Here is a 21,271-nt window from a genome sequence, read left to right as displayed (position 1 = left end):
AGTAGCAATAGAAAAGATGGTTAAGTGAGGTTTTTCCCATGAAGAAAAATATTTTATTAATTCATACTGGTGGTACAATTTCCATGAAAATGAATGAAACTGGAGCGGTACTTCCAAACGAAAAAAATCCCCTTTTAGGTGTGAGTGAACAACTAAACAAATATGCTAGCATTGTTGAAATGGAAGCATTTAATTATCCGTCTCCTCATATCACGACTAAGGAAATGCTCCATTTACGTAATGTATTAGTGCAATATGAAAAGGATCATTCTGTTGATGGTGTAGTTATTACTCATGGAACAGATACATTAGAAGAAACAGCCTATTTCTTAGACCTAACAACACAATATGATTTTCCAATTGTTTTAACCGGTGCAATGAGATCCTCTAATGAGCTTGGGGCAGACGGTGTTTATAACTTAGTTGAAGCAGTTCGAGTGGCATGTAGTGATGAGGCAAGAGACAAAGGCGTTCTTGTGGTGATGAACGATGAAATCCATCAGGCATTCAACATTACCAAAACATCGACTTCGAGTGTCAATACATTCCAAAGCCCACAATATGGACCCATTGGATTAGTAACAAAGAAAATGGTCCATATTCACCAAGCGCCAGTGAATCGCCGCTATGTGGAGGTCAACTCCATCGAAAAACGAGTAGCACTTCTAAAAGTATATGCTGGAATGGAAAGAGACTTGCTAGAAGCCATATTAACTTTAGGCTATGACGGTGTTGTGCTAGAGGGCTTAGGTCAAGGAAACGTCCCACCTGATGTTGCTGTGGGAATCCAAAAATTATTAGACGCTAAAATTCCGGTCATTTTAGTATCCCGCTGCTTTAACGGAATTGCAGAAGGTATTTACGGCTATGAAGGCGGAGGAAAAAGCCTTGAAAGCATGGGCGTAATCTTCGCAAACGGCATCAACGGCCAAAAAGCCCGCTTAAAGCTATTAATCGGCCTAAACCAAGAAAACACACCGATTGACTTAAAGGAATATTTCAATTAAATAGCTTTAGTGAATAAAGGTTCTTCGTCTTTTGATGGAGAACTTTTTTTGGTTGGCTGTTGGGGTGCATGAGATTGCTTGTCAGTTACCGGTTTTGGGGATTCAGTTGCTTTTGGGGTAATGAGTTGTCTTGTCTCTTCCCGTTCTTGAGGATTCTGCTGCTTTGGGGAATTGAGTCGGCTTGTCTCTTCCCGTTCTTAATGATTCCATTGCTTTTGGGGAACTGAGACGGCTTCTCTCTTCCCGTTCTTGAGGATTCCGCTGTTTTGGGGAATTGAGTCGGCTTGTCTCTTCCCGTTCTTGAGGATTCTGCTGTTTTTGGGGAATTGAGTCGGCTTGTCTCTTCCCGTTCTTGAGGATTCTGCTGCTTTTGGGGAACTGACACGTCTTGTCTCTTCCCGTTCTTGAGGATTCTGCTGCTTTTGGGGAACTGACACGTCTTCTCTCTTCCCGTTCTTGATGATTCCACTGCTTTTGGGGAACTGACACGGCTTGTCTCTTCCCGTTCTTAATGATTCCGCTTCTTTTGGGGAACTGACACTGCTTCTCTCTTCCCGTTCTTGATGATTCCGCTTCTTTTGGGGAACTGACACTGCTTCTCTCTTCCCGTTCTTGATGATTCCGCTTCTTTTGGGGCACTGACGTTGCTTGTCACTTAGCACAATCAAGTATCCCACCACCTTTTGCTGCACAGAGATTTATCATTTTTTGGTTTTATTTTACAAATCATTTTGTTACCCTTAAATAAGGGGGGATTGGCATGAAATTAACTAGAATATTACTTCCAATATTAGTTGTAGCTCTATCGCTATACAGTATAATTACAATGGACTATAGATTTAGTTCTGTTGGGCAGTTATTACTGGGCATATTTTTCTTTATTACGGGCTACGATGATATCAAAAATAAGAAAACTGGCTGGGGCGGTTATTTTATCGGAGGAGGACTATTGATCATCCTTATGAGCATCTTTTCCTTTTAAATCAAAAATGCAGCTACCCCGCGTCGTGAGTAGCTACTTCAAATACTATTATGATTTTAATGTTGACTCCGGCTGAGTTAAAGCGTGTTTTGCTGCGTTTTCTCCGGCGATTTTGCCGAAAACCGAGCCTGCCATTAAGCCAGCTCCACCGGGGTAATTTTTGTAGAATAAACCTCCCACTACTTCACCTGCAGCGTAAAGACCTTGAATTCCTTCATATAATATACTTTGTACCTGTGCGTTTTCGTTGATTTTGACCCCACCGTAAGTAAAGGTAATGCCACATGTGACTGCGTAGGCTTCAAAGGGTGCCGTATCAATTTTGTTAGCCCAATTACTTTTTGGTATGGCTAACCCTTCCGTTTTCCTACCATCTTTAATATTTGGATTAAATGGAATGGAGTCATCAATCGAATTATTATAGGCTTGTATTTCACTTAAAAACGACGACTTATTGATTTCACCGATTTTATCAGCTAATTCCTCCAACGTATTAGCCTTTACCTTTGTCACTTTTCTTCCTTTGTATTCCTCCCGTAAAAACAGTGATACTTTGGCATCAAAGATTTGCCAAGCACAATTATTGGGCTGCTCCAAAATCATTTTCCCGTACTGGGCATAGGTGTAGTTTCTAAAGTCGGCACCTTCATCGACAAAGCGTTTGCCTTCACTATTCACGATGACGCCAAAAGGATAGCTTAACTTTTGGAAGCCTTCTTCAAAATCAGGCAAATAGCGATCTCCCGTCACCGAGTGCGCCTGTGACCAATTCCCGGCTGGCAATGCGCCGATATTGAGTGCCATTTGGATGCCTTCTCCTGTGTTATACTTGCTTCCTCTTGTATGAACGACATCCCATTTAGGACCTAAATAACGCGTACGCATTTCAACATTTGCATGGAAGCCACCTGAAGCGATGACTACTGACTTCGCCTGTATGGTTTTAGTTTTTCCCTTTTCCTTAATAACCACACCTGCAATTCCATCATCCGTGTGAATAAGCTCTACGGCCATTGTGTCATAAAGAATAGATATCCCATTGTTTTTTGCTTCCTGATGAAGAGCTTCCACTAAACCATGCCCACCACCAACCGATTCTAGAACCATGCCTCCCCAAAACTTGAAGATGCCATCAACCTTAAAAGCCTGCCTTCCATAGATTGGGATGAACCTTATATTATGAGAGGTAAGCCATTTCATCGTTTCATAGCTTTTTCCTGTCAGTAAGCTTGCAAGTGTTGGATCTGTTCTATAATCTGTCATCCGACAAAGATCATCATAAAATTGCTCCTCGGAGTAGCTACCAAAGTCCGTAATTTTAAAATCCTCTTCCTCTAAATCGGGAATGATTTGTTTAATTTCTTCATTGTTATTGTAAGCAAATCGAATGGAGCCATGTGTATAGGTAGTGTTGCCACCTTTTTCTTTTTCAGGCGACTTTTCTAGCACAATTGTTTTCGCCCCATTTTCTCTTGCTGCAATCGCTGCACACATTGCAGCATTACCTGCACCAATTACCACAACATCTGCCGTATATTGAAATTCCTGTGTCATTTTCCCACCTCGCTTCGCCTAAGCAATTAAATTATAATTTCCCTGAAAAGTAAGTGTGAATTAGGTGGTTGAAACGGTCCTTTTCTTCTAATTGCGTCCAGTGACCACATTGACCAAAAATATGAAGCTGTACATTTTTCAAATGCTCAGCTAAGTAGTAGCTTGACTCAATTGAACATACTTTGTCGTTTAAACCATGCACTAGCAGTACTTCATTTTCGATACGGTTTAAAGCAACCGTTGGAATTGGCACAGCGGCCGTTGCAAAGATGGAATCATTTGAACGTCTCACTTCTGGTCTCATGGCATTTTCATAACGATAATCAGTTACTGATTCAATCAGTGGCCACATTTTTTCTACATCATAAACAAACCAGCTCATAATTTGCTGAAGCTTTTTCTTGGAAGGATTATCATAGAAGCTTTTTGCTCGTGCTAGTTCAAAGCTTATTTTTGTATTTGGCGTTCCACCTGGCCCCATTAAAACGACTTTATTGATGCGCTCTGGATATTCAAGTAATAGCTCTAAAGCAACTGAGCAGCCCAATGAATTCCCTACAAGGTTTACTTTTTCAATATTTAACTCATCAATTAATTCAATAGCTTGCTTGACCCACTCATCCATCCAAGCTTGGCGATTTTTTAAAGGCACCTCAGGATGACTACTGTTTGCAAAACCATAAAGGTCTGGTGCTAAACAATCGAATTCTTCTCCTAAAGCTTCAAGTGCCGGTCTCCAGTTTGCAATCGCTGTAACCCCTGGACCAGAGCCGTGTAAAAATAGGATTGCTTCCTTATTCCCCTCACCTGAACGATTTAAATAGGTTTCAAAGCCTTCTGTTTTCACTACACCACTTACAACATTCACCATTCTATCAACTCTCCCTTTCTTAAGCTTCAATTGTGTATTTGACAATTTCTTTTGCTGAGATACTATCTCCCCAATACGTATTTCCAAGTGCACGCTCTGATTCATTCCATGCAACTGGCTCCCAATCAGGGTCAAAAATTAGATAACCACCAGTAAATACCTCCACTGTGCAACCACTGCCTGGATCTGCTACGTACAGATATAACGCTTGGGAGATACTATGTTTTCCAGGGCCACAGATTGGAAGATTATATTCCTTGCAAATATCGGCTGCTCTTAAAACATCCTGTGAATCATCCACCCAGTAGGAAAGATGATGCAGGCGGGCATTGGTTGGAATTTCATCCTTTTTACGGGAAACAAGTGCCACATCATGGACAAGCGACGTAACACTCATCCAACCAGCCAAAATTTGGTCGCCATCATCTACCTTTAAATACTCTCTCAATTTAAACCCTAAAATCTCTTGGAAGAATTTATAGGTTACCTGCCAATCCTCGGAGGTATGAAGATTCACATGATCAATACGGCGTGGGGAAATCCCCTTAGCCCAAGCTTTATAGGTTTGGTTCTTTAATACAGAACGTCGATGCTCCGGCGCTTTTGGTTTCTTTACATCGTAGTAAATTTCAAAGGTATGTCCACTCGGTGCTTCAAAACGAATCGCTTCTCCAATTCCAGGAGTACTCCAGGGGGCAATAGTCTCAACAGCTATCCCTTCATCCCCCAGTAGCGCTTTAAATCCAGACACATCTTCTTTAGCCTTCGTACGCCAGCCGATATGCTTTACATAGGCACGTTCACCTTGCTCCAGCGATAAAGTATGATGCTCAAAATCACCCCAGGCACGTAAATAGTGCACGCCATTGATTGCTTCTGTTTCCTCTAAACCGATTACTTCTCTAAAAAAACCTAATGATTTCTCTAAATCCTGTGTAACTAGAGAAACATATCCTAATTTCGCAATTTCAGGCTTTGTCATAAAGCTCCCCCCACATATGAAAATAGTCAAAGCGTAAAAGGACTCGGATGTCTAGCACCAAATCCCTTTTACATTTTGTAATCGCATTCAAAATTTTGCTTAATATCTTATTGCATTTGTTTTTAAGCCTGCTAACTCACGTCCATAGTTTTCTAAAGTAATAATTGGAGAAAGTGAGCGATGTGAGTGTAATGTTAAGAAATCACGTATAACTCGCTGCATCGGATGCCCATCATATACAAAACCTGAGCCACTACCTGCAAGCAATAAATCAAGAGCTTCTTTTAACAATTTGTTAGCGTAGCCGATATCAGCAAGTGCTTTTACACGAGCTTGACGCTCCATATACTTTTTCTCATTTGCCCAACGATCGATTTCATCTGCTAAGCCGTAGAAATAATGCTCGGCCGTTTCAACCTTTAAGGAAGCCTCTGCTAAAATCGCATGCGTACTTGCCGCATCTTTTACAAACTCAACTCCCATATGTGCTGCTCTTCTAAATGGAAGAGATTCCTTGAAACTCTCCAATGCATTTTTCAATACTCCTAAACCAGGTAATCCAAGAGATAAAATTAGCCCTGGGAATAGTGCAGAATGGTAAAGCGGGATATCACGTAAATGACTAGATTCAAAGTTTCCATTTAACGCTGAGCTAAATGATGTAATACGGTGATCTGGTACAAATACATTTGTCATTTTGACGCTGTTACTACCTGTTCCTCTTAATCCAAGCGTATGCCAATCGTCATTGATCTCTAGCTCTTTAAATGGTACAGTCATTAGCTTTTGATCTACCATGACGCCTTCTTCGTTATAAATTGGGAAACCAAAATAGCCCCAAGTTGCATGTAAGGAACCTGAACAGAACATCCAGAAGCCTTCTTCTATTAAATAGCCGCCCTCTACTTTTTTCACAACGCATTTTCTAGGTTCATAGACACCAGCAAATAATACGTCCTCAGGGTTCTCTCCAAATATTTCATCATGTGCTTTTTCTGTAAATGACTCTGCAACCATTAGCTCACGAATTGCACAAAGCGCTACAATCCAACCAGTAGATGCACAGCCTTTTGAAATTTCAACGACAGCCTCACTGTAGGTACGTAAGTTTAGCTCCTGACCACCATATTTTTTTGGACGCAGCATCGTAAATAAGCCGCCCTCTTTAAGCTCTCGTATTGTTTCCTCAGGTATTCTTCTATTATCCTCTGTTTCTTGTGCTCGTTCTTGTAGTTTTATAACCAGTGATTTTGCAACCTCCACTGGATTCTCTTGTTTTAATACTTGACCCATATGCTACACCCCTCTTAAGAATATGAATTACTTAATACAAATTTATAGATTTTTGTTAGGAAATGTAAGGTGAAAAACCCTTCAAGAATGAAGTCGTTTTTCGATAAATTTTATTGGTTTTTAAATTTACCGTGAAAGCGTTTCACCTAAAGTGCAGTAATAAAAAAGGGCATTTTATCTGGCAAAAGCTCACCCGATAAAATACCCTTATTTTCAATAATTTTTTACACATTCTTATAACTAACGCACTTTCGCTACGATACATCAATATCTCCTAAAATCTTAAGTGCATCTAGCATTAATAATAATTCATAAGCAGCAATAGGATTTCGCAATTCCTTATTTAATAGCTTTTCAATCTTTGAGATTCGGTACATCAAACCACTCATTGATAAAGAAAGATCGCTAATGGATTGCTGTAAATTCCCGCCATTCATCAAAAACACATACATCGTTTTTAATAATTCGTCTCTCTTCACTTCTTTTAACTGTAATATTGGCTGTAATTCCTTTTGTGCTTTACGACGAATTGTAGACATATTTTTAGAATTAATAAGTGTCCCAATAATATTTGCATTTTCAAAGAATACAATCTGATCCTGATTGTTAATGCGTAGCACAATTTGCGATTCTTCTAAGCTCTCTGTAATATTGTCGATAGAATCACTTTCATTACTTATCCCAATACGGAAATTGACTAGTCTAAACTGATTATTTAAGTGACTCAGGATATTTTCTAGCTTAAAATTCAGCTCATTTACTTTCGGTAACAGCATGACAATTTGGCTTTCAAATTGAGTTATTAAAATTTGATAGCTTTGCATATCAAGATACCTTGTAATCGACTGAATTACCTGGTCATGAAATTCGATATTACTTGTATCCCGATGGTCAGATGAAAATTGTAAAGAAGCAATATAGTATTGTTCTTTTAAATCTATCCCCATATAATATCCACGATAAATAATATTCGACTTTGAAGAATATTGCTTTAGCAGTAATTGTTCTAAAAAGTAGCCCTTGATATTTTCTACACCTTTAATGCTTGCCTTTTCAGTTAAAAAATAAATTGCAGCTGAACTGGCAGCTCGTTGTAAAAACATTAGGTCCTTTTCAAGCTTGATAGATTTATCGGTATAAATAAAGGTCATATAGCCAATCGTTTGATTTTGCACAACAATTGGTGTAACTAAACGATTATGCAATTTCCCGCGAATGATAAAGGTTTTATCGTAGGCTGCGGATTGGATTTTTCCACTTCTTGTCCTCGAAATATAGCTTAAAAAATCTGCGTTTAAAGTGTCATAGGTTTCCTGCTCAATCCCTACATAAAGCCTTGCCTGAAAATTCAAATCCTCAATTGTAACCGGAATATCCAGTGTTTGTGATACTGTATTGATAACCTCTTCAATAGAATGACCCTCTGATAATTTTGTTGTCAAAGTATCATGGAAGGTAGAAACCTTTTCTATATAATTCTTTTGGTCAAGTAATTGTTCATAGGTATAATTCAATTCATCGATGAAGCTGCTTTCCTTATATAACTGCATTTCTTCAAGCATCTCGGTATCATCGTGCCACTCTTCCTCTAATCTCATTTCGTAGCAGCACTCATCATGCCCCATCGCACGACATTTAACTTCTTTTAGAAAAACTTTTCTCTTTGTAATCATTGAGGTAAAGCCGCTACCAAGTCCTGCTAGCGTATGGCAAACCGGATAATTAGAGAGCCCATGGTTTTTGAGATGCTCTTTTACTTCAAAGGAGTCAATCCATTTTCCAGTTGCAAAAATATAAACAACTTCTCCGTTTTCATCTGTCTCTAGGGTTCTTTCGGAAACCATCTTAGAAATTTGTCCTGTTTGTAGGTGTAGTAGACCGCCCTTACCTAGCATTTCCTCTAGTCCTGCTGGATTGCGTAAGACTTCTTTAGCATTAGCAACACCTAGATTCCAGCCATATCTTAATAGAAACGCTTTGGCTCTCTTCATCCCTAAATTACTTATTAGCTCTTTTCTCAATAATCCAAAGGTTGCGGAGGTCGTTGATATTATTTTGTCTTCATATTGATTAAATGTCTCTGAATGTACCATAGAATCCCCCTAATCTATACAAACCTTATGAGATATATATATTAACCTTAACGACATAATATGATAATTTACGAGAAAAAACCAGTTGTTTTAGAGAAATAATTACATTTTACAAAATATCTTCCTTGAAAATGACGAGGCAACCTACGAATAGGTTGCCTCTATGAAGCTAATGAAATTTACATAGGTGGAGATTCGGTCAAAAAACGTAAAACTCGAGTCAACACAACGGTGACCATGTTATATTGCTGCCAAAATATCTAGATTTGCTTTGCCTTCACAGACAATCCATAGTCCAACCCTGCGTGGATATTGCTTTGGTTGTTGTAGAATTCGCGAAGCTTGATGACCGCTTCTTCAGGTGGCTTGGCGTTATAATAGCCTTTTCTAGTCATAGTTACACCAGAATTTTTCTTTAAGTCTGTTAGGGATTCACACATTTTGATACCCGCAGCAAAAGAATCTACAATTGGCACATCGCCTACACGAGTTACCCCATGCGTTGCGAGGAATACATTCATAGGACCTTCTCCGGGAATAATCACATCTGCACCTTGTTTAATAGCTTCCTCTGCCGTTTCGATAAAGGAATCGATAATTGGCTGTGGATTATTGAAGCCTTCTAAAATATCGTAAAATCCAATTTTGGTCTGCACAATTGGCCCTAGTTTTTCACTTAAGCCATATTGACCAGCATTATACCTTAATTGGTCAGCTAAGGGAGCCAAGAAATTGACAATTCCGATTTTGTCGCCAAGCATTGATGCTATATGAAGAGAGGCTTGCCCATAACCAATCACCGGGATATCAACAAGCGTTCTTGCCTCTAGTAACCCTACATCTGGAATTGTCCCGATAAACATACAATCATAGCCAGCACTTTCAGCTATCAAGGCGCTTTTAATGAACTGTTCACGGTGTAAGTTTTGTAAATAGGAATAAGTAATGAAATGTCCTGGATACTCAGTCGGATAGGTTTCGTTCGACATTCCATGCAATACAACCTCAACATCTGGGCGTGCAACCTTTTGAATATGTGCAATAACCGCATCACGATAGGCAGGCACATTTTCTATTGATGTTAAGCTTTGATGCCAAATTTTCATCTCTTTCACCCTCTTTAGTCTATCAACTAAATTCAGATTGATAGATTTTCTTTTATTTGAACAGGCTTAGCTACTACCTTTTGAGCCGCTATTCTTCCGAAGATAGATGCTTTCCCAAGAGAGCTTCCTGTCATATAACCAGCACCATGGAAGCCTCCAGCGATTTCACCAGCTGCATAAAGCCCTTCAATCGGCTCATTATAGGGGTTTAATACTTCTGCATCTGCGTTCACTTCTAAACCGGCATAAGTAGCTAACATAGCAACCGTTGTTACCATTGCATAATATGGAGCTTGTATTATCGGCTTGGGCTGACCAAATGTATGGGTTAATGTCGTTCTGCCAAATTCCTGGTCCCCGCCACTTTGTATATCTTCGTTATATTTAGCGACTGTTTCTTTAAGACTCACAACAGGTACATCAATCATTTTCGCTAATTCTTCTAAGGAATCTGCTTTTTCGATTAAGCCAAGGGCGTACAAGTTTTCGAAGTCATAAAGGGCATCTCCAGAAACACTTTCATTCATAATAGCCTGATCCCAAATTTGATAGCTTACTGTTTCAGGCTGCTTCAAAGCCTCGGTACCAAGTAATTTATAGGAAATAGATTCATTAACAAATCGTTTCCCCTGCTTATTCACGATAATGGCACCCTTATAAAAAACATGTGCTTGGGATTTTTTTTCACCACTCGCTGTCGGATGGAATCCATAGGTACCTTGTAAATATGGTAAGTCTCTTACCCAAGCACCATGCTCCCAGGCAAGCTTTATGCCATCTCCAACATTCCCTTTTCCACCAATTCTTAAAGCTGCATGTAATTGTGGTGCAAAGGATTCAAGCATATCCTCACTTTTTGAAAAGCCGCCACAGGTTAAAATGACACCTTGCTCTGCTTTTGCAAAATATTCAAGTCCATCTCTTTCATAAATCACAACGGAGATTTGACCATCGGAATTTTTCCGCAGCCTTTTGACAATAGCTTCTAATTCAAAGCTAACATTACCCGTTGCCAACGCTTTATTATATAAAGTCGTTATCGCCTGTAGAGGCTTTATCGTATGTCCTCGAGGTACACTATGACCACTTGCAGCTCGAACTGCCTCAAACTCCACGCCATTCTCAACTAACCATTGATAGGTTTCTAATTGGTGAGCTCCGTATGCCTCAACCAGCTTCTTTTCATTTTTCCCCTGGCCTACCTCTAGCATATCTTCAATAAGAAGATCGGAAGTATCAACAATTCCAACCTTTTTTTGGAGATCCGTTCCGGCAAACGCCATAAAACTACCACTAAGCAGGGAACTTCCACCAATGGCTTCCTCTTTTTCTAGCACTAATACCTTCGCGCCACTTTGTGCTGCCTCGCAGGCTGCACAAAGACCAGCCATTCCTGCACCGACAATGATTACGTTGTAACTACCACCCATAGCTACACAACCTTTGAGTTGAATTCACTTGCTACTTCAAGAGCAGCTTCACATACTTGCATATCGTGAGAATAATGGCCTCCACTTACTCCGATTCCACCAATTAGCTCATCATTAATCTTGATTGGATAGCCTCCACCAAAAATAACCAGTCGCTCTGTATGAACAATTCCATGTAATAGTGGTGGATCGTCCTTTAAACGGTCGTACCATTCATGTGTTGCGCGATTATAAGCAGCAGCTGAGAATGCTTTGTTTTGTGCAATCTCTAAAGAAAGCACCGGTGCACCATCCATAGCCGCAAATGCTTTTAGGTTTCCTACTTTATCGACAATCGCGATACTAAAAGGAATTCCAAGCTCCTTCCCCTTTTGTACTGCTGCTTCTAGTAATCTATTGGCAAATTCTAAGCTAATATTTTTTGATTCAATTGCTGTTACAAATTCCGTCATTTTATATAACCCCTTTGTTTTAAGTTTAATTTGATACTGGCTGACCTTTTCCGAAGGCTTCAATTGTTGTAGCTGTTACTGCTACAGATTTAGGTAAAACTAAATCCACAATGACATTGGCAATATCAATTGGCTTTAACCAAGCTGACTTATCATAATCAGGTGCGATATCCGTCATCATTTTCGTATCCACAGGTCCCGGAGAAATGGCATTTACACGGATTCCATATGGCTTCATTTCTTCACCTAATGCCTTTGTAAATCCAATAATGGCATGCTTTGAAGTAATATAAGCACTACGGTTTGGCCCACCTTTAGTTCCCCAAATAGATGCAATATTAATGATGATTCCATCTTTTCTATCGATCATGTCTGGAATAACCTCTTTACATAAGTAAAATGGACCATTCACATTAATGTCTTGTACCCATTGCCATTCTTCAACTGGTGTCTCAACAAATGGCTTTAAGCTCATCACACCTGCATTATTTATTAAAATATCAATCTTTCCTAATTCACTAGTTACCTTTGCTACACATTTCTTTACGTCATCTAGATTTCCTACATCGCAAATAACAGTGATGGCATTGGTTCCATACAGATCCTTGATTGTTTGTACTACTTCATCACATTCAGATTCACTGCGAGCACAAACAGCTACATCCGCTCCATATGAAGCTAATAATAGGCAGGTTTCACGGCCTATTCCTCTTCCTCCACCGGTAACTAAAGCCACTTTCCCCTTTAACTCCACAAGCAACTCTCCCTTATCTATGAATAAGACTTCTATTTTGAAGAAATATAGCTAATTGCATGCTCTCCAGCACGTTTTCCGAAAACTAAGCTTCGTAGTACTGAAGTACCACCTGGGTATTTCCCGTAGTAAAGACCTGTCATTTCACCAGCTGCATATAGCCCCGGGATAGGGTCATTATCATTTGAAAGAACTCTACCTTCCGTATCTGTAGCAATTCCACCGTTAGTAAATACATTGCAGGAAATAATCGGATAGGCAATATATGGTCCTTTTTCTATCGGGATTGCCCAATTCGATTTCTCGGGGGTAATTCCAAGTGCTTTTTTATCATCTTTTTTATTCCATAGAAACTCGCCGGGTTGAACAGCCTTATTAAACTCGCTCACTGTTTTTGTTAAATTTTCTTTTGGTATGTTTAATTTTTCTGCTAGCTCTTCTAAAGTATTTGCTAGAATTGGAGGCTGCTCTGTTTGAAGTGCTTCCGTATAATTCGGGATATCGTACATTTTTTGATCGGCAATCATGTAGGCAATATGATTTGGACATTCATAGAAGATTTTTCGTGCAACTGCCTCATACTGCTCATCAATTGTTGTATATCCTTCATCAGTAAAACGCTGCCCATCCTGATTGACTAAAATGAAATATGGATACAGCATCACGCCTGCTTCCTCACGCTTGCTTCGTGGATCCACTGGCTCAGCATGGAATGCATCCCACTGTCCAGCACCTTTTGCTCCTAAAGACATCGCCATACGGATCGCTTCGCCTTTGTTAAAATATCCACCCTCACAAACAGGTGGGATTTTATGAGCATCACGGCCAATATATTGAGCCATCATTTCATGACTTCCCTGGAAACCACCTGCTGCTAATATAACTGCATTCACGTTAAGCTCCATTGTTTCTCCGCCTTTAATGCGAACCTTCAAGCCATTTACTGCACCTGCTTCGTCCAGAGAAAGGTTCCAGGCTGTTGCCTCATAGATAATTTCTACGCCTAGTGCTCGTGCACGTAGTGACAAGGTATCGATAATGGCACGTCCGCCTCCAACTGGAAGCAAGCGAGGCTTAGAGGACGTTAAGAACATTGTTGGCAAATAATCAAAGTCGACTCCCTTTGATTCCACCCATCTTAAAGTAGAGCCGGCATTTTTGTGCAATGTTTCAATATAGCTTTTGTCCGCATAATTATCTGAGAATGCTACCATATCCTCTACAAAATTTGGTGCGGGCTGATCGATATTTTCCATACGCATATAAGCTGCTGTCCATCTTGTATTGCCACCACGTTGCTCGTAGTCAGCTCTTTCTAGAATGACGATTTTCAAGCTCTGGTTTGCATCCTTTGCTTTCTCAGCAGCAGCTAAAGCAGCTGCAGTTCCAGCAGCTCCACAGCCAATAATGGCTAGGTCAAAGTCTACCTGACGTGTCATGAACGGACCTCCTCTACATCTACGTCCTTTAAGTATTTGTCTTCCCATTCTTTAACTTGGTGTAATTTAAACAGGTTTTGACGCTCCTCCCAAGTACAAATGAGCTCATGAATATTTTCTTGAGATTCATCTCGCTTAAGAACACTTAAGCTTTCACGAATTCCTTTAATAGCTGAACGAAGCACTGTATTTGCACAAAGCATAAGATGGAAACCAAGCTCCTCAGCCTCTTTTAAGGAAACGAGCGGTGTTTTGCCCCCCTCTACCATGTTTAAAATATGAGGTACGTTTGGTACACTTGCTGTAATCGCTTTTAGTTGTTCGATAGTTGTTGGTGCTTCCACAAACAGAACATCAGCCCCGGCTTCTTTATAGGCATTTGCGCGATCAATTGCATCCTCAATACCGTTGATGGCAGTTGCATCTGTTCTTGCGATAATCGTGAAATTCTCATTAGTTCTTGAATCAACAGCAGCTTTTATTTTATTGACCATTTCAGCTTTAGAAATAATTTGTTTCCCATTAAAATGCCCACATTTTTTAGGTGAAACCTGATCTTCAAGCTGAATGGCAGAAGCACCTGCTCGCTCCAAGGATTTCACTGTTCGAATAACGTTTATGGCATTCCCAAAGCCTGTGTCCCCATCAACAATGATTGGTACTGTTGTAACATCTGACATACGACTCACAACATCCACAATTTCATTCAGCGTTGTTAAGCCCACATCGGCCCAGCCAAGCTGAGAATTGGAAATTCCTGCTCCAGTTGCGTAGATTGCCGGGAAACCAAATTCTTCAACAAGTCTTGCTGTCATGCCGTCATAAGCTCCAGGAACTATAAATGCATTCGGCTGCTTTAACAAAGATTTAAATTGAGTATTTTTCGACATTTCCTCACCCTTTAACTAATAGCTTTGTATTTTTCATTTCTAATTTCTCTATGCCAAGTGATTGTGACCCGGTCATTTGAAGGAATTTTTATAGAGCCATAGTCAATTTCCGTTTTGTTGATTACAGAAATGATGGCTTTTTCATTGACTAGCTTACCTGTCAAAGTCACTTCATATTGACCCGCAGATGGAAGCGTGTAGTATGGCAATAGACCGTTTTGCGCGCACCATTCCACCGTATATGGTTTTCCAATTAGCTCTGAGATAAATGAAACATTGCCATCTGAAAGCAATTCTCGTATTCTCGTAGAACTAATTTTTTCACCACATAAATCTACTTTTGACACAATTGACACATCTAATTTATTCATGCCATCAATAGCAATTGACGCGGCATTTCCTGCTCCCATTTTCCCGTATGTGTAATCATAGCCACATACAACATGTGTTGCTCCAAGACCTAGTACATAATCTTGAATAAATTGCTGCGGCGACAGCGAGGCAAATTCCATAGTGAATTCCACGACAAAGAAATAATCGACGCCTAATAACTCAAGCTGCTTCTGTTTCTCCTCAAGCGGCATTAGATAATCTACTTCAACCTTCCCTTTCGACAGTACACTTTTGGGATGCGGGAAAAAGCTCATGACAGACAAGGGTAGCTGTTTTTCATTGGCCACTTTTTTAGCTTCTAAAATTACTCTCTTGTGCCCTTTATGAAGTCCATCAAAGAAGCCCAATGCAATCACATGATTCGGAATTCTAGCCTGCCAATGAATTATGTCTTCCTGATTGATGACAATCGTCCTCATTGCACCTGTCTCCCTTCTTTCGAAGCTTTTATTTCGCTTCTATCGTAATATTATTCAGTTCTTTATCTTGAACAGAGTCTCCCCAATAGGTATTACCTAATGTGCGCTCCTCTAAAGACCACTCTACAGGCTCCCAATCCGGCTCGAAAATTAAGTAACCACCAGTGAACAGTTCAACACGACATCCACTGCCTGGATCCATGACATATAGATAAAGAGCTTGAGAGATTCCATGCTTTCCTGGTCCGATAAACTGTAAGCCATTTTCCTTTAAAATATCTGCAGCCCTTAAAATATCCTGAGAATCATCCGACCAATATGATAAATGGTGAAGTCTTGCTGGAGTTGGTAAAGATGGCTTAGCGATAAATGCTACATCATGTACAAGAGGAGTTACACTCATCCAGCCAGCAACTGTATTGCCTTCATCATCAACCACATACTCACGCATATTAAAGCCAAGTTGCTGTAATAAGAAATCATAAGTTTCCTTTACATTTACCGCTGAGTGGATATTGATGTGGTCGAAACGTCTTGGTGAAATACCCTTCGCCCAAGCTTTATAAGGCTGATTTTTAAGTACAGATCGACGGTGCTCCTCTACATCCGGTTTTTCCATATCGTAATAGAGTTCAAAGGAATGACCACTTGGTAATTGGAAGCGCACTGTCTCCCCGACTCCTTTTGTAGTACCCGCTGCAATCGATTCTACTTGAATACCATGTTGTTCAAGAGCTAGCTTAAATGCAGCAACGTCTTCTGGTCTTTTCGTACGCCAGCCTACATGCTTTACATAGCCACTTTCACCTTTTTCGATGGATAATGTATGGTGACCAAAATCGCCATAAGCTCTTAAGTAATGCACACCATCCACATTTACCGTTTCTTCAAGACCAATCACGTCTTTAAAAAACCATAAGGATTTTTCAAGATCTGGTGTAACCAATGCTACATAGCCTAGTTTTGAAAGTTCAGGTTTACTCATTCAATCTCCCCCAATAGATTTGCTGAATGCGTTTTCAATTTGAATTTTTAACTATTGAAGAAACCAACTCTACTACACTTTCAATAGTTGAAAACACAATATTAATTTGAATATACTGAAATCTTACACAAATACTTTTTACTGTTCTAGAGCATAAACTATCTGTCTTACACTTCATTTTCTGTAAGTTTTTATTGGTTTTTAAGTTGAAGTAATTTTCATAATAAAAATGAGACTACCAGATTAGAAGGTAGCCTCATTTTTCATAACAAAATCTCGTTATTATGTTGTCACTTCAATGTCTGGGGAGCTTGCCTGTTTTGCAAGTTTCACCAGTACAAACCAAACTATAGCTAAAGCAAATAAACCAAACGCACTAATAGCAAGTGGGAAACGCCCAATATCCTTACTTAAAGCGTCCAGAATCAAAGCAAAAACGAAAGGCCCCATTATACCGCCAACACCTTGTGCAGCAACTACTAATCCTACATAAGATGTGTTGCTATTTTTAGGAGTCGCCTCTGTAACGCGAGCAAACACACCCGGAAGTCCAATTCCCATACCAGCCCCACCAATAACACTACCAACAAAAATCATTGTTAGACTTTGGGAGAAGAAGCAAATTAGCATGCCCAATCCAGTTAAGAAGACCGCTAATGGTATATATGAAACCGAAATTATATGTTTAATGCGACCAAATACAAACCCAGCCAGCAGTGTTCCAAATGTGAATACAGAAATCGCCATACCAGCCTGTGTTGCCGTCCCTAAATTCTCTCCTTGAATCACTACAGAGATATTCGTTACGTAACCATAAACTAAAGCAGAGAAAATAATTTGACCTAAAGATACTGCATAAATGACTCTTGGTGTTTTAACCTTTTGTTTAGGCTGATTTTCATCAATTTTTCGTTTTTCAGGTTCAGGTAAGAATAAGAATGTAAGAGCTAGAATCCAAATTGGGAATAAATAAGTTAAGAATCCATATTGCCAGCCAAATGAATCCGCTAAAATCCCTCCACCTAGCTGGAAGAAAATTGCCCCGATACAAGCAATTGTTGAAGTACCAAATCCAATAAGGAAATCACGTTCTCTTCCATCAAAGAAATCTGAAATAATATCAACTGATAATGGCATTGTAATCCCTACCCCTAGCCCTAGAAGACCACGGAAAGCAATGATTAATGGTAGACTATCAATAAAGAACGGCATTACCCCACCAATCATGAATAAAATTAAACCTGTAAATAATAGTGTTCTCTTTTTAAAGGTTGCACTTAGCTTCCCATAAAATAATGCAGGAACAATTTGAATCAACCCTGGGAAAGTTGCAACAAGCATAACTATCGTCGGATTATAATCCGGGAAGGCAGCGATAATATCTGCCATAATTGATCCAGCAACACCTGCTGCAACATCTTGGAATGCAATAATAACAATTAAAAATTTCAAGAAATTCCGATTTATTACTTTACCCATCCAAAAAACCCCCTCTATTTCCTATTGACCATGTTCGACTGCATAACCCGTCCCCCAACGAGATATCACCCCCTACAAAATGTTGTATTTAACTAGAAATAAAACGCTTACAAATACTAATTTAATAATAGTTTTGTATCATTTCTTTTACAATGAAATTTGGAAACTCGGTAATTTTTTTACTATTTCTAACTATTTATCTAGGACTTTTTACTACATATGTTTTTTTAGGAAAGTATATGGAGAGTTTAAGTCAGCTAGGGGTGGCGTTTTTTTTGAGGGGATGTAGTATTTGCAAGTAGTTCTGGGGATCGGTAGATGGATTGGGGTATAGGTATGCAGATTGCATTTATCTGGTGCACGCAGTTCCCGCTATCCGCTCATAAACCTCCCTCCCATCTCAACTCCAAATCAAAAACCCCTTCAATTTGAAGGGGTTCGCAAATGGTTATACTCTTGTTAATGCTAATTGTTGGGCAACGTCGTAGATCAGGTCTTCTTGACCGCCGACTGCTTTTAGGCGCCCTAGTTCAACTAGGATGTCGCGTTCGTCAATACCAAATTTTTGGGCAGCTGCTTGTGTATGAAGCAAGAAGCTTGAGTATACGCCAGAGTAGCCCATGATTAGGCTGGAGCCTGTGATTTCCTGGGGACGCTGCATGAATGGGGCAACAACATCATTGGCAACATCCATAATTTTATATAGATCGATGCCTGTTTTGTACCCAAGACGCTCCATCACAGCTACCATCACTTCAGTTTGCGTGTTTCCACTACCGGCACCTAATGCTCTTAAACTACCATCTATATAAGTAGCACCTGCTTTTACAGCCGCAACAGTATTCGCCATCGCCATAGACAGATTGTTATGGGCATGGAAGCCGATTTCACAGCCAATTGACTGCTTCAATGCAGAAATTCGTTCGGTTACATCCTCTGGAAGCATATAGCCGGCCGAGTCAGTAACATAGACGATTTCAGCACCATAGCTTTCAAATAATTTGGCTTGTTCCACTACTTTTTCTACGGGTGCCATATGAGCCATCATTAAGAAGCCAGCTGTTTTTAAACCCAGCTCGCGTCCTAATGCGATATGCTGTGCAGCAACATCCGCTTCGGTTACATGTGTTGCAACTCGGACCATTTTTGCGCCAGCCTTTACTGCATCCTGTAAATCCTCTTTAATGCCGATTCCAGGAATTAATAACACAGAAACCTTAGCATTTTCGCACTCATCTGCAGCTGCTTCAATAAGCTTTAATTCATCTACTTTGGAAAAACCATATTGCAAGGAGGATCCACCTAAGCCGTCACCATGTGCTACTTCAAAATAGCTCACACCTGCTTGGTCTAAGCCTCTAGCGGTTGCACGTACCTGCTCTTCCGTAAAGGAGTGTCTCATTGCGTGGCTTCCGTCGCGAAGTGATACATCTAATATTTTAACTGATCGTTCCATCAATCGATTCCTCCTTATACGTTTGCAGCAATTAATTGCTTCGCTAGTTCATTTGCCACTCTTGCAGCTGCTGCGGTCATTATGTCTAAGTTACCTGAATAAGGTGGGAAGTAATCTCCTGCTCCCTCTACTTCTAGGAAAACGGAAACTTTGCGTCCATCAAATTGAGGTATTCCTCTTAAGCGGTAACCAGGTACATACTTTTGTACTTCCTTTACCATTTCCAAAATAGATTGAGTGATTTCCTCTTCCTTGCCTTCTACTTCAACTAGCGCATTAACCGTATCACGCATAATAATTGGAGGCTCTGCAGGGTTTAAAATAATAATTGCCTTCCCTTTTTTTGCTCCTCCAACCTGCTCAATTGCCTTGGATGTCGTACGTGTGAACTCATCGATATTCGCTCGTGTACCAGGACCAGCACTTTTACTCGCTACTGTTGCGACGATTTCAGCGTATTCCACTGGCACTACTCTAGAAATGGCATTGACCATAGGAATTGTTGCCTGACCACCACAGGTCACCATATTCAGATTATTTTTGTCAAAATGTTCAGATAAATTTACGGATGGTACTGTAAATGGACCAATTGCCGCTGGTGTTAAATCAATAACCTTCTTCCCTGCAGCTGTAAGTAGATCACTATGCTTTTTATGGGCATAGGCGGAAGTCGCATCAAATACGATATCAACTAATTCTAGGCATTCCATTAATCCATCAATACCGGTAGAAATCGCTTTATAACCACGCTCAGCCGCTCGTTTTAAACCGTCAGATTCAGGATCAATTCCAACCATTACACTCATTTCAAGGTTTTCACTACGCACAATCTTATACATTAAATCTGTTCCGATATTTCCTGAACCGATAATGCCTACTTTACATTTTCTCATTTCGTTACACCTGCTTTCACAAAAGAAACAGACACTTTGCCTAATACTCCAAAGTCTGCCGAATATTCCTCGCCCTCTGCTATTTCCACTGCCTTTGATAAGGCTCCAGCTAAAATGAATTGACCTTTTTTCAGGCTGATATCATATGTGCCAAGTTCATTTGCAAGCCATACTACTGCCTCAACCGGGTTTCCTAATACAGCAGCACCAGTTGCTGAATCATAATGTACATTATTTTTATAGGCCTTCATTTCAACTGCTGCTAAATCTAAGCCATCAAGCGGTGTTTTTGTGGCTCCAAGCACTGCGCCAGCACTTGAACCGTTGTCAGCTACAGTATCTTCAAACTTAATCTTCCAATCCTTGATACGGCTATCGATGATTTCAATAGCAGGTACAACGTAGTCCGTTGCTCGAATTACATCCTCAGCTGTTAAATTCGGTCCTTTTAAATCCTCCTTCAAAACAAACGCAATTTCAAATTCCACTTTTGGGGAAATAAATTGCGTTAGATCAACAGGTTGATTTTGCTCATAGACCATTGAATCCAAAATATGTCCATAATCCGGTGTGTAGACGTTTAACATTTCTTGCATCGCTTTACTTGTTAACCCAATTTTCATACCCTTCACTGTTGCTCCAGCTTCAATTTTTGTTTGAATCACCTGTAGCTGAATACTGTAAGCATCTCCAGCAGTAATTTGCTCTACTAGAGAAGTGAAAGGGGAAATGGGTGTTTTCGTTTTCTCTGCTTCTAGCAAAGCATTAGCAGCGGCTTGAATATTCATCCCAT

The 21,271-nt window shown here is 40.0% G+C and carries 20 protein-coding genes; 2 read left to right on the top strand and 18 right to left on the bottom strand.

Annotated features, from left to right (window positions below; translation table 11 throughout):
* Positions 1–38 precede the first annotated feature (38 nt).
* A complete protein-coding gene (locus BJ095_RS11875; RefSeq protein ID WP_107935375.1) occupies positions 39–1,007 on the top strand; it encodes an asparaginase in 969 nt (322 codons plus the stop codon).
* Between the two features lie 197 nt (positions 1,008–1,204).
* On the opposite strand, the gene BJ095_RS11870 is transcribed toward BJ095_RS11875, so the two are convergent.
* Entirely contained in the window at positions 1,205–1,675 is a 471-nt protein-coding gene (locus BJ095_RS11870; protein ID WP_107935374.1) for a hypothetical protein, read from the bottom strand.
* A 92-nt stretch (positions 1,676–1,767) separates the two neighbouring features.
* Here BJ095_RS11870 and BJ095_RS11865 point away from each other — a divergent pair, with 92 nt between their 5' ends.
* On the top strand, positions 1,768–1,989 hold the full coding sequence (locus BJ095_RS11865; RefSeq protein ID WP_107935373.1) for a hypothetical protein: 222 nt from the start codon (positions 1,768–1,770) through the stop codon (positions 1,987–1,989).
* 48 nt (positions 1,990–2,037) lie between these two features.
* Here BJ095_RS11865 and tcuA read toward each other — a convergent pair whose 3' ends face one another.
* From tcuA to BJ095_RS11780, 17 genes are all read right to left on the bottom strand, one after another.
* Entirely contained in the window at positions 2,038–3,543 is a 1,506-nt protein-coding gene (gene tcuA, locus BJ095_RS11860) for an FAD-dependent tricarballylate dehydrogenase TcuA (RefSeq protein WP_107935372.1), read from the bottom strand.
* A gap of 31 nt (positions 3,544–3,574) precedes the next feature.
* Entirely contained in the window at positions 3,575–4,414 is an 840-nt protein-coding gene (locus BJ095_RS11855) for an alpha/beta fold hydrolase (RefSeq protein ID WP_107935371.1), read from the bottom strand.
* A gap of 19 nt (positions 4,415–4,433) precedes the next feature.
* Positions 4,434–5,396 carry a VOC family protein gene (locus tag BJ095_RS11850; protein ID WP_107935370.1) on the bottom strand — a complete coding sequence of 321 codons (963 nt, stop codon included), beginning with the start codon at positions 5,394–5,396 and terminating at the stop codon, positions 4,434–4,436.
* A gap of 99 nt (positions 5,397–5,495) precedes the next feature.
* Complete coding sequence (locus tag BJ095_RS11845; protein WP_107935369.1) at positions 5,496–6,689, bottom strand: acyl-CoA dehydrogenase family protein; 1,194 nt, start codon at positions 6,687–6,689, stop codon at positions 5,496–5,498.
* A 254-nt stretch (positions 6,690–6,943) separates the two neighbouring features.
* Complete coding sequence (locus BJ095_RS11840; RefSeq protein WP_107935368.1) at positions 6,944–8,782, bottom strand: XylR N-terminal domain-containing protein; 1,839 nt, start codon at positions 8,780–8,782, stop codon at positions 6,944–6,946.
* A gap of 260 nt (positions 8,783–9,042) precedes the next feature.
* A complete protein-coding gene (locus BJ095_RS11835; RefSeq protein ID WP_107935367.1) occupies positions 9,043–9,888 on the bottom strand; it encodes an aspartate/glutamate racemase family protein in 846 nt (281 codons plus the stop codon).
* Between the two features lie 32 nt (positions 9,889–9,920).
* Complete coding sequence (locus BJ095_RS11830; RefSeq protein ID WP_107935366.1) at positions 9,921–11,318, bottom strand: FAD-dependent oxidoreductase; 1,398 nt, start codon at positions 11,316–11,318, stop codon at positions 9,921–9,923.
* 2 nt (positions 11,319–11,320) lie between these two features.
* A complete protein-coding gene (locus BJ095_RS11825; protein WP_107935365.1) occupies positions 11,321–11,770 on the bottom strand; it encodes a GlcG/HbpS family heme-binding protein in 450 nt (149 codons plus the stop codon).
* Positions 11,771–11,795: 25 nt separating this feature from the next.
* Positions 11,796–12,524, bottom strand: coding sequence for an SDR family NAD(P)-dependent oxidoreductase (locus BJ095_RS11820; protein ID WP_107935364.1), 729 nt, complete (start codon positions 12,522–12,524; stop codon positions 11,796–11,798).
* 32 nt (positions 12,525–12,556) lie between these two features.
* Positions 12,557–13,963 (bottom strand): FAD-binding protein, encoded by a 1,407-nt coding sequence (locus BJ095_RS11815; protein ID WP_107935363.1) that lies wholly within the window; start codon positions 13,961–13,963, stop codon positions 12,557–12,559.
* Positions 13,960–14,853, bottom strand: coding sequence for an isocitrate lyase/PEP mutase family protein (locus BJ095_RS11810; RefSeq protein WP_107935362.1), 894 nt, complete (start codon positions 14,851–14,853; stop codon positions 13,960–13,962). Before BJ095_RS11810 ends, BJ095_RS11815 begins: the two co-directional genes overlap by 4 nt.
* Positions 14,854–14,864: 11 nt before the next feature.
* Positions 14,865–15,665, bottom strand: coding sequence for an FAD synthetase family protein (locus tag BJ095_RS11805; RefSeq protein ID WP_107935361.1), 801 nt, complete (start codon positions 15,663–15,665; stop codon positions 14,865–14,867).
* Positions 15,666–15,693: 28 nt separating this feature from the next.
* Positions 15,694–16,650, bottom strand: a complete 957-nt coding sequence (locus BJ095_RS11800) for a VOC family protein (RefSeq protein ID WP_107935360.1) — start codon at positions 16,648–16,650, stop codon at positions 15,694–15,696.
* Positions 16,651–16,932: 282 nt separating this feature from the next.
* Positions 16,933–18,129 (bottom strand): MFS transporter, encoded by a 1,197-nt coding sequence (locus BJ095_RS11795; RefSeq protein WP_107935359.1) that lies wholly within the window; start codon positions 18,127–18,129, stop codon positions 16,933–16,935.
* A 448-nt stretch (positions 18,130–18,577) separates the two neighbouring features.
* A complete protein-coding gene (dmpG, locus tag BJ095_RS11790) occupies positions 18,578–19,585 on the bottom strand; it encodes a 4-hydroxy-2-oxovalerate aldolase (RefSeq protein ID WP_107935358.1) in 1,008 nt (335 codons plus the stop codon).
* 14 nt (positions 19,586–19,599) lie between these two features.
* The gene (locus BJ095_RS11785; protein WP_107935357.1) at positions 19,600–20,478 is read right to left on the bottom strand and encodes an acetaldehyde dehydrogenase (acetylating); all 879 of its coding nucleotides are present in this window, start codon (positions 20,476–20,478) and stop codon (positions 19,600–19,602) included.
* Positions 20,475–21,266, bottom strand: coding sequence for a 2-keto-4-pentenoate hydratase (locus BJ095_RS11780; RefSeq protein ID WP_107935356.1), 792 nt, complete (start codon positions 21,264–21,266; stop codon positions 20,475–20,477). The genes BJ095_RS11785 and BJ095_RS11780 overlap by 4 nt, the downstream gene beginning before the upstream one ends.
* Positions 21,267–21,271: the final 5 nt, after the last annotated feature.

This window comes from Ureibacillus chungkukjangi (genome assembly GCF_003217295.1).
In the GTDB taxonomy this organism is placed as follows: Bacteria; Bacillota; Bacilli; order Bacillales_A; family Planococcaceae; genus Ureibacillus; species Ureibacillus chungkukjangi.
Note: the sequence above shows the minus strand (reverse complement) of the source record. Positions and strands in the feature narration are given on the sequence as shown.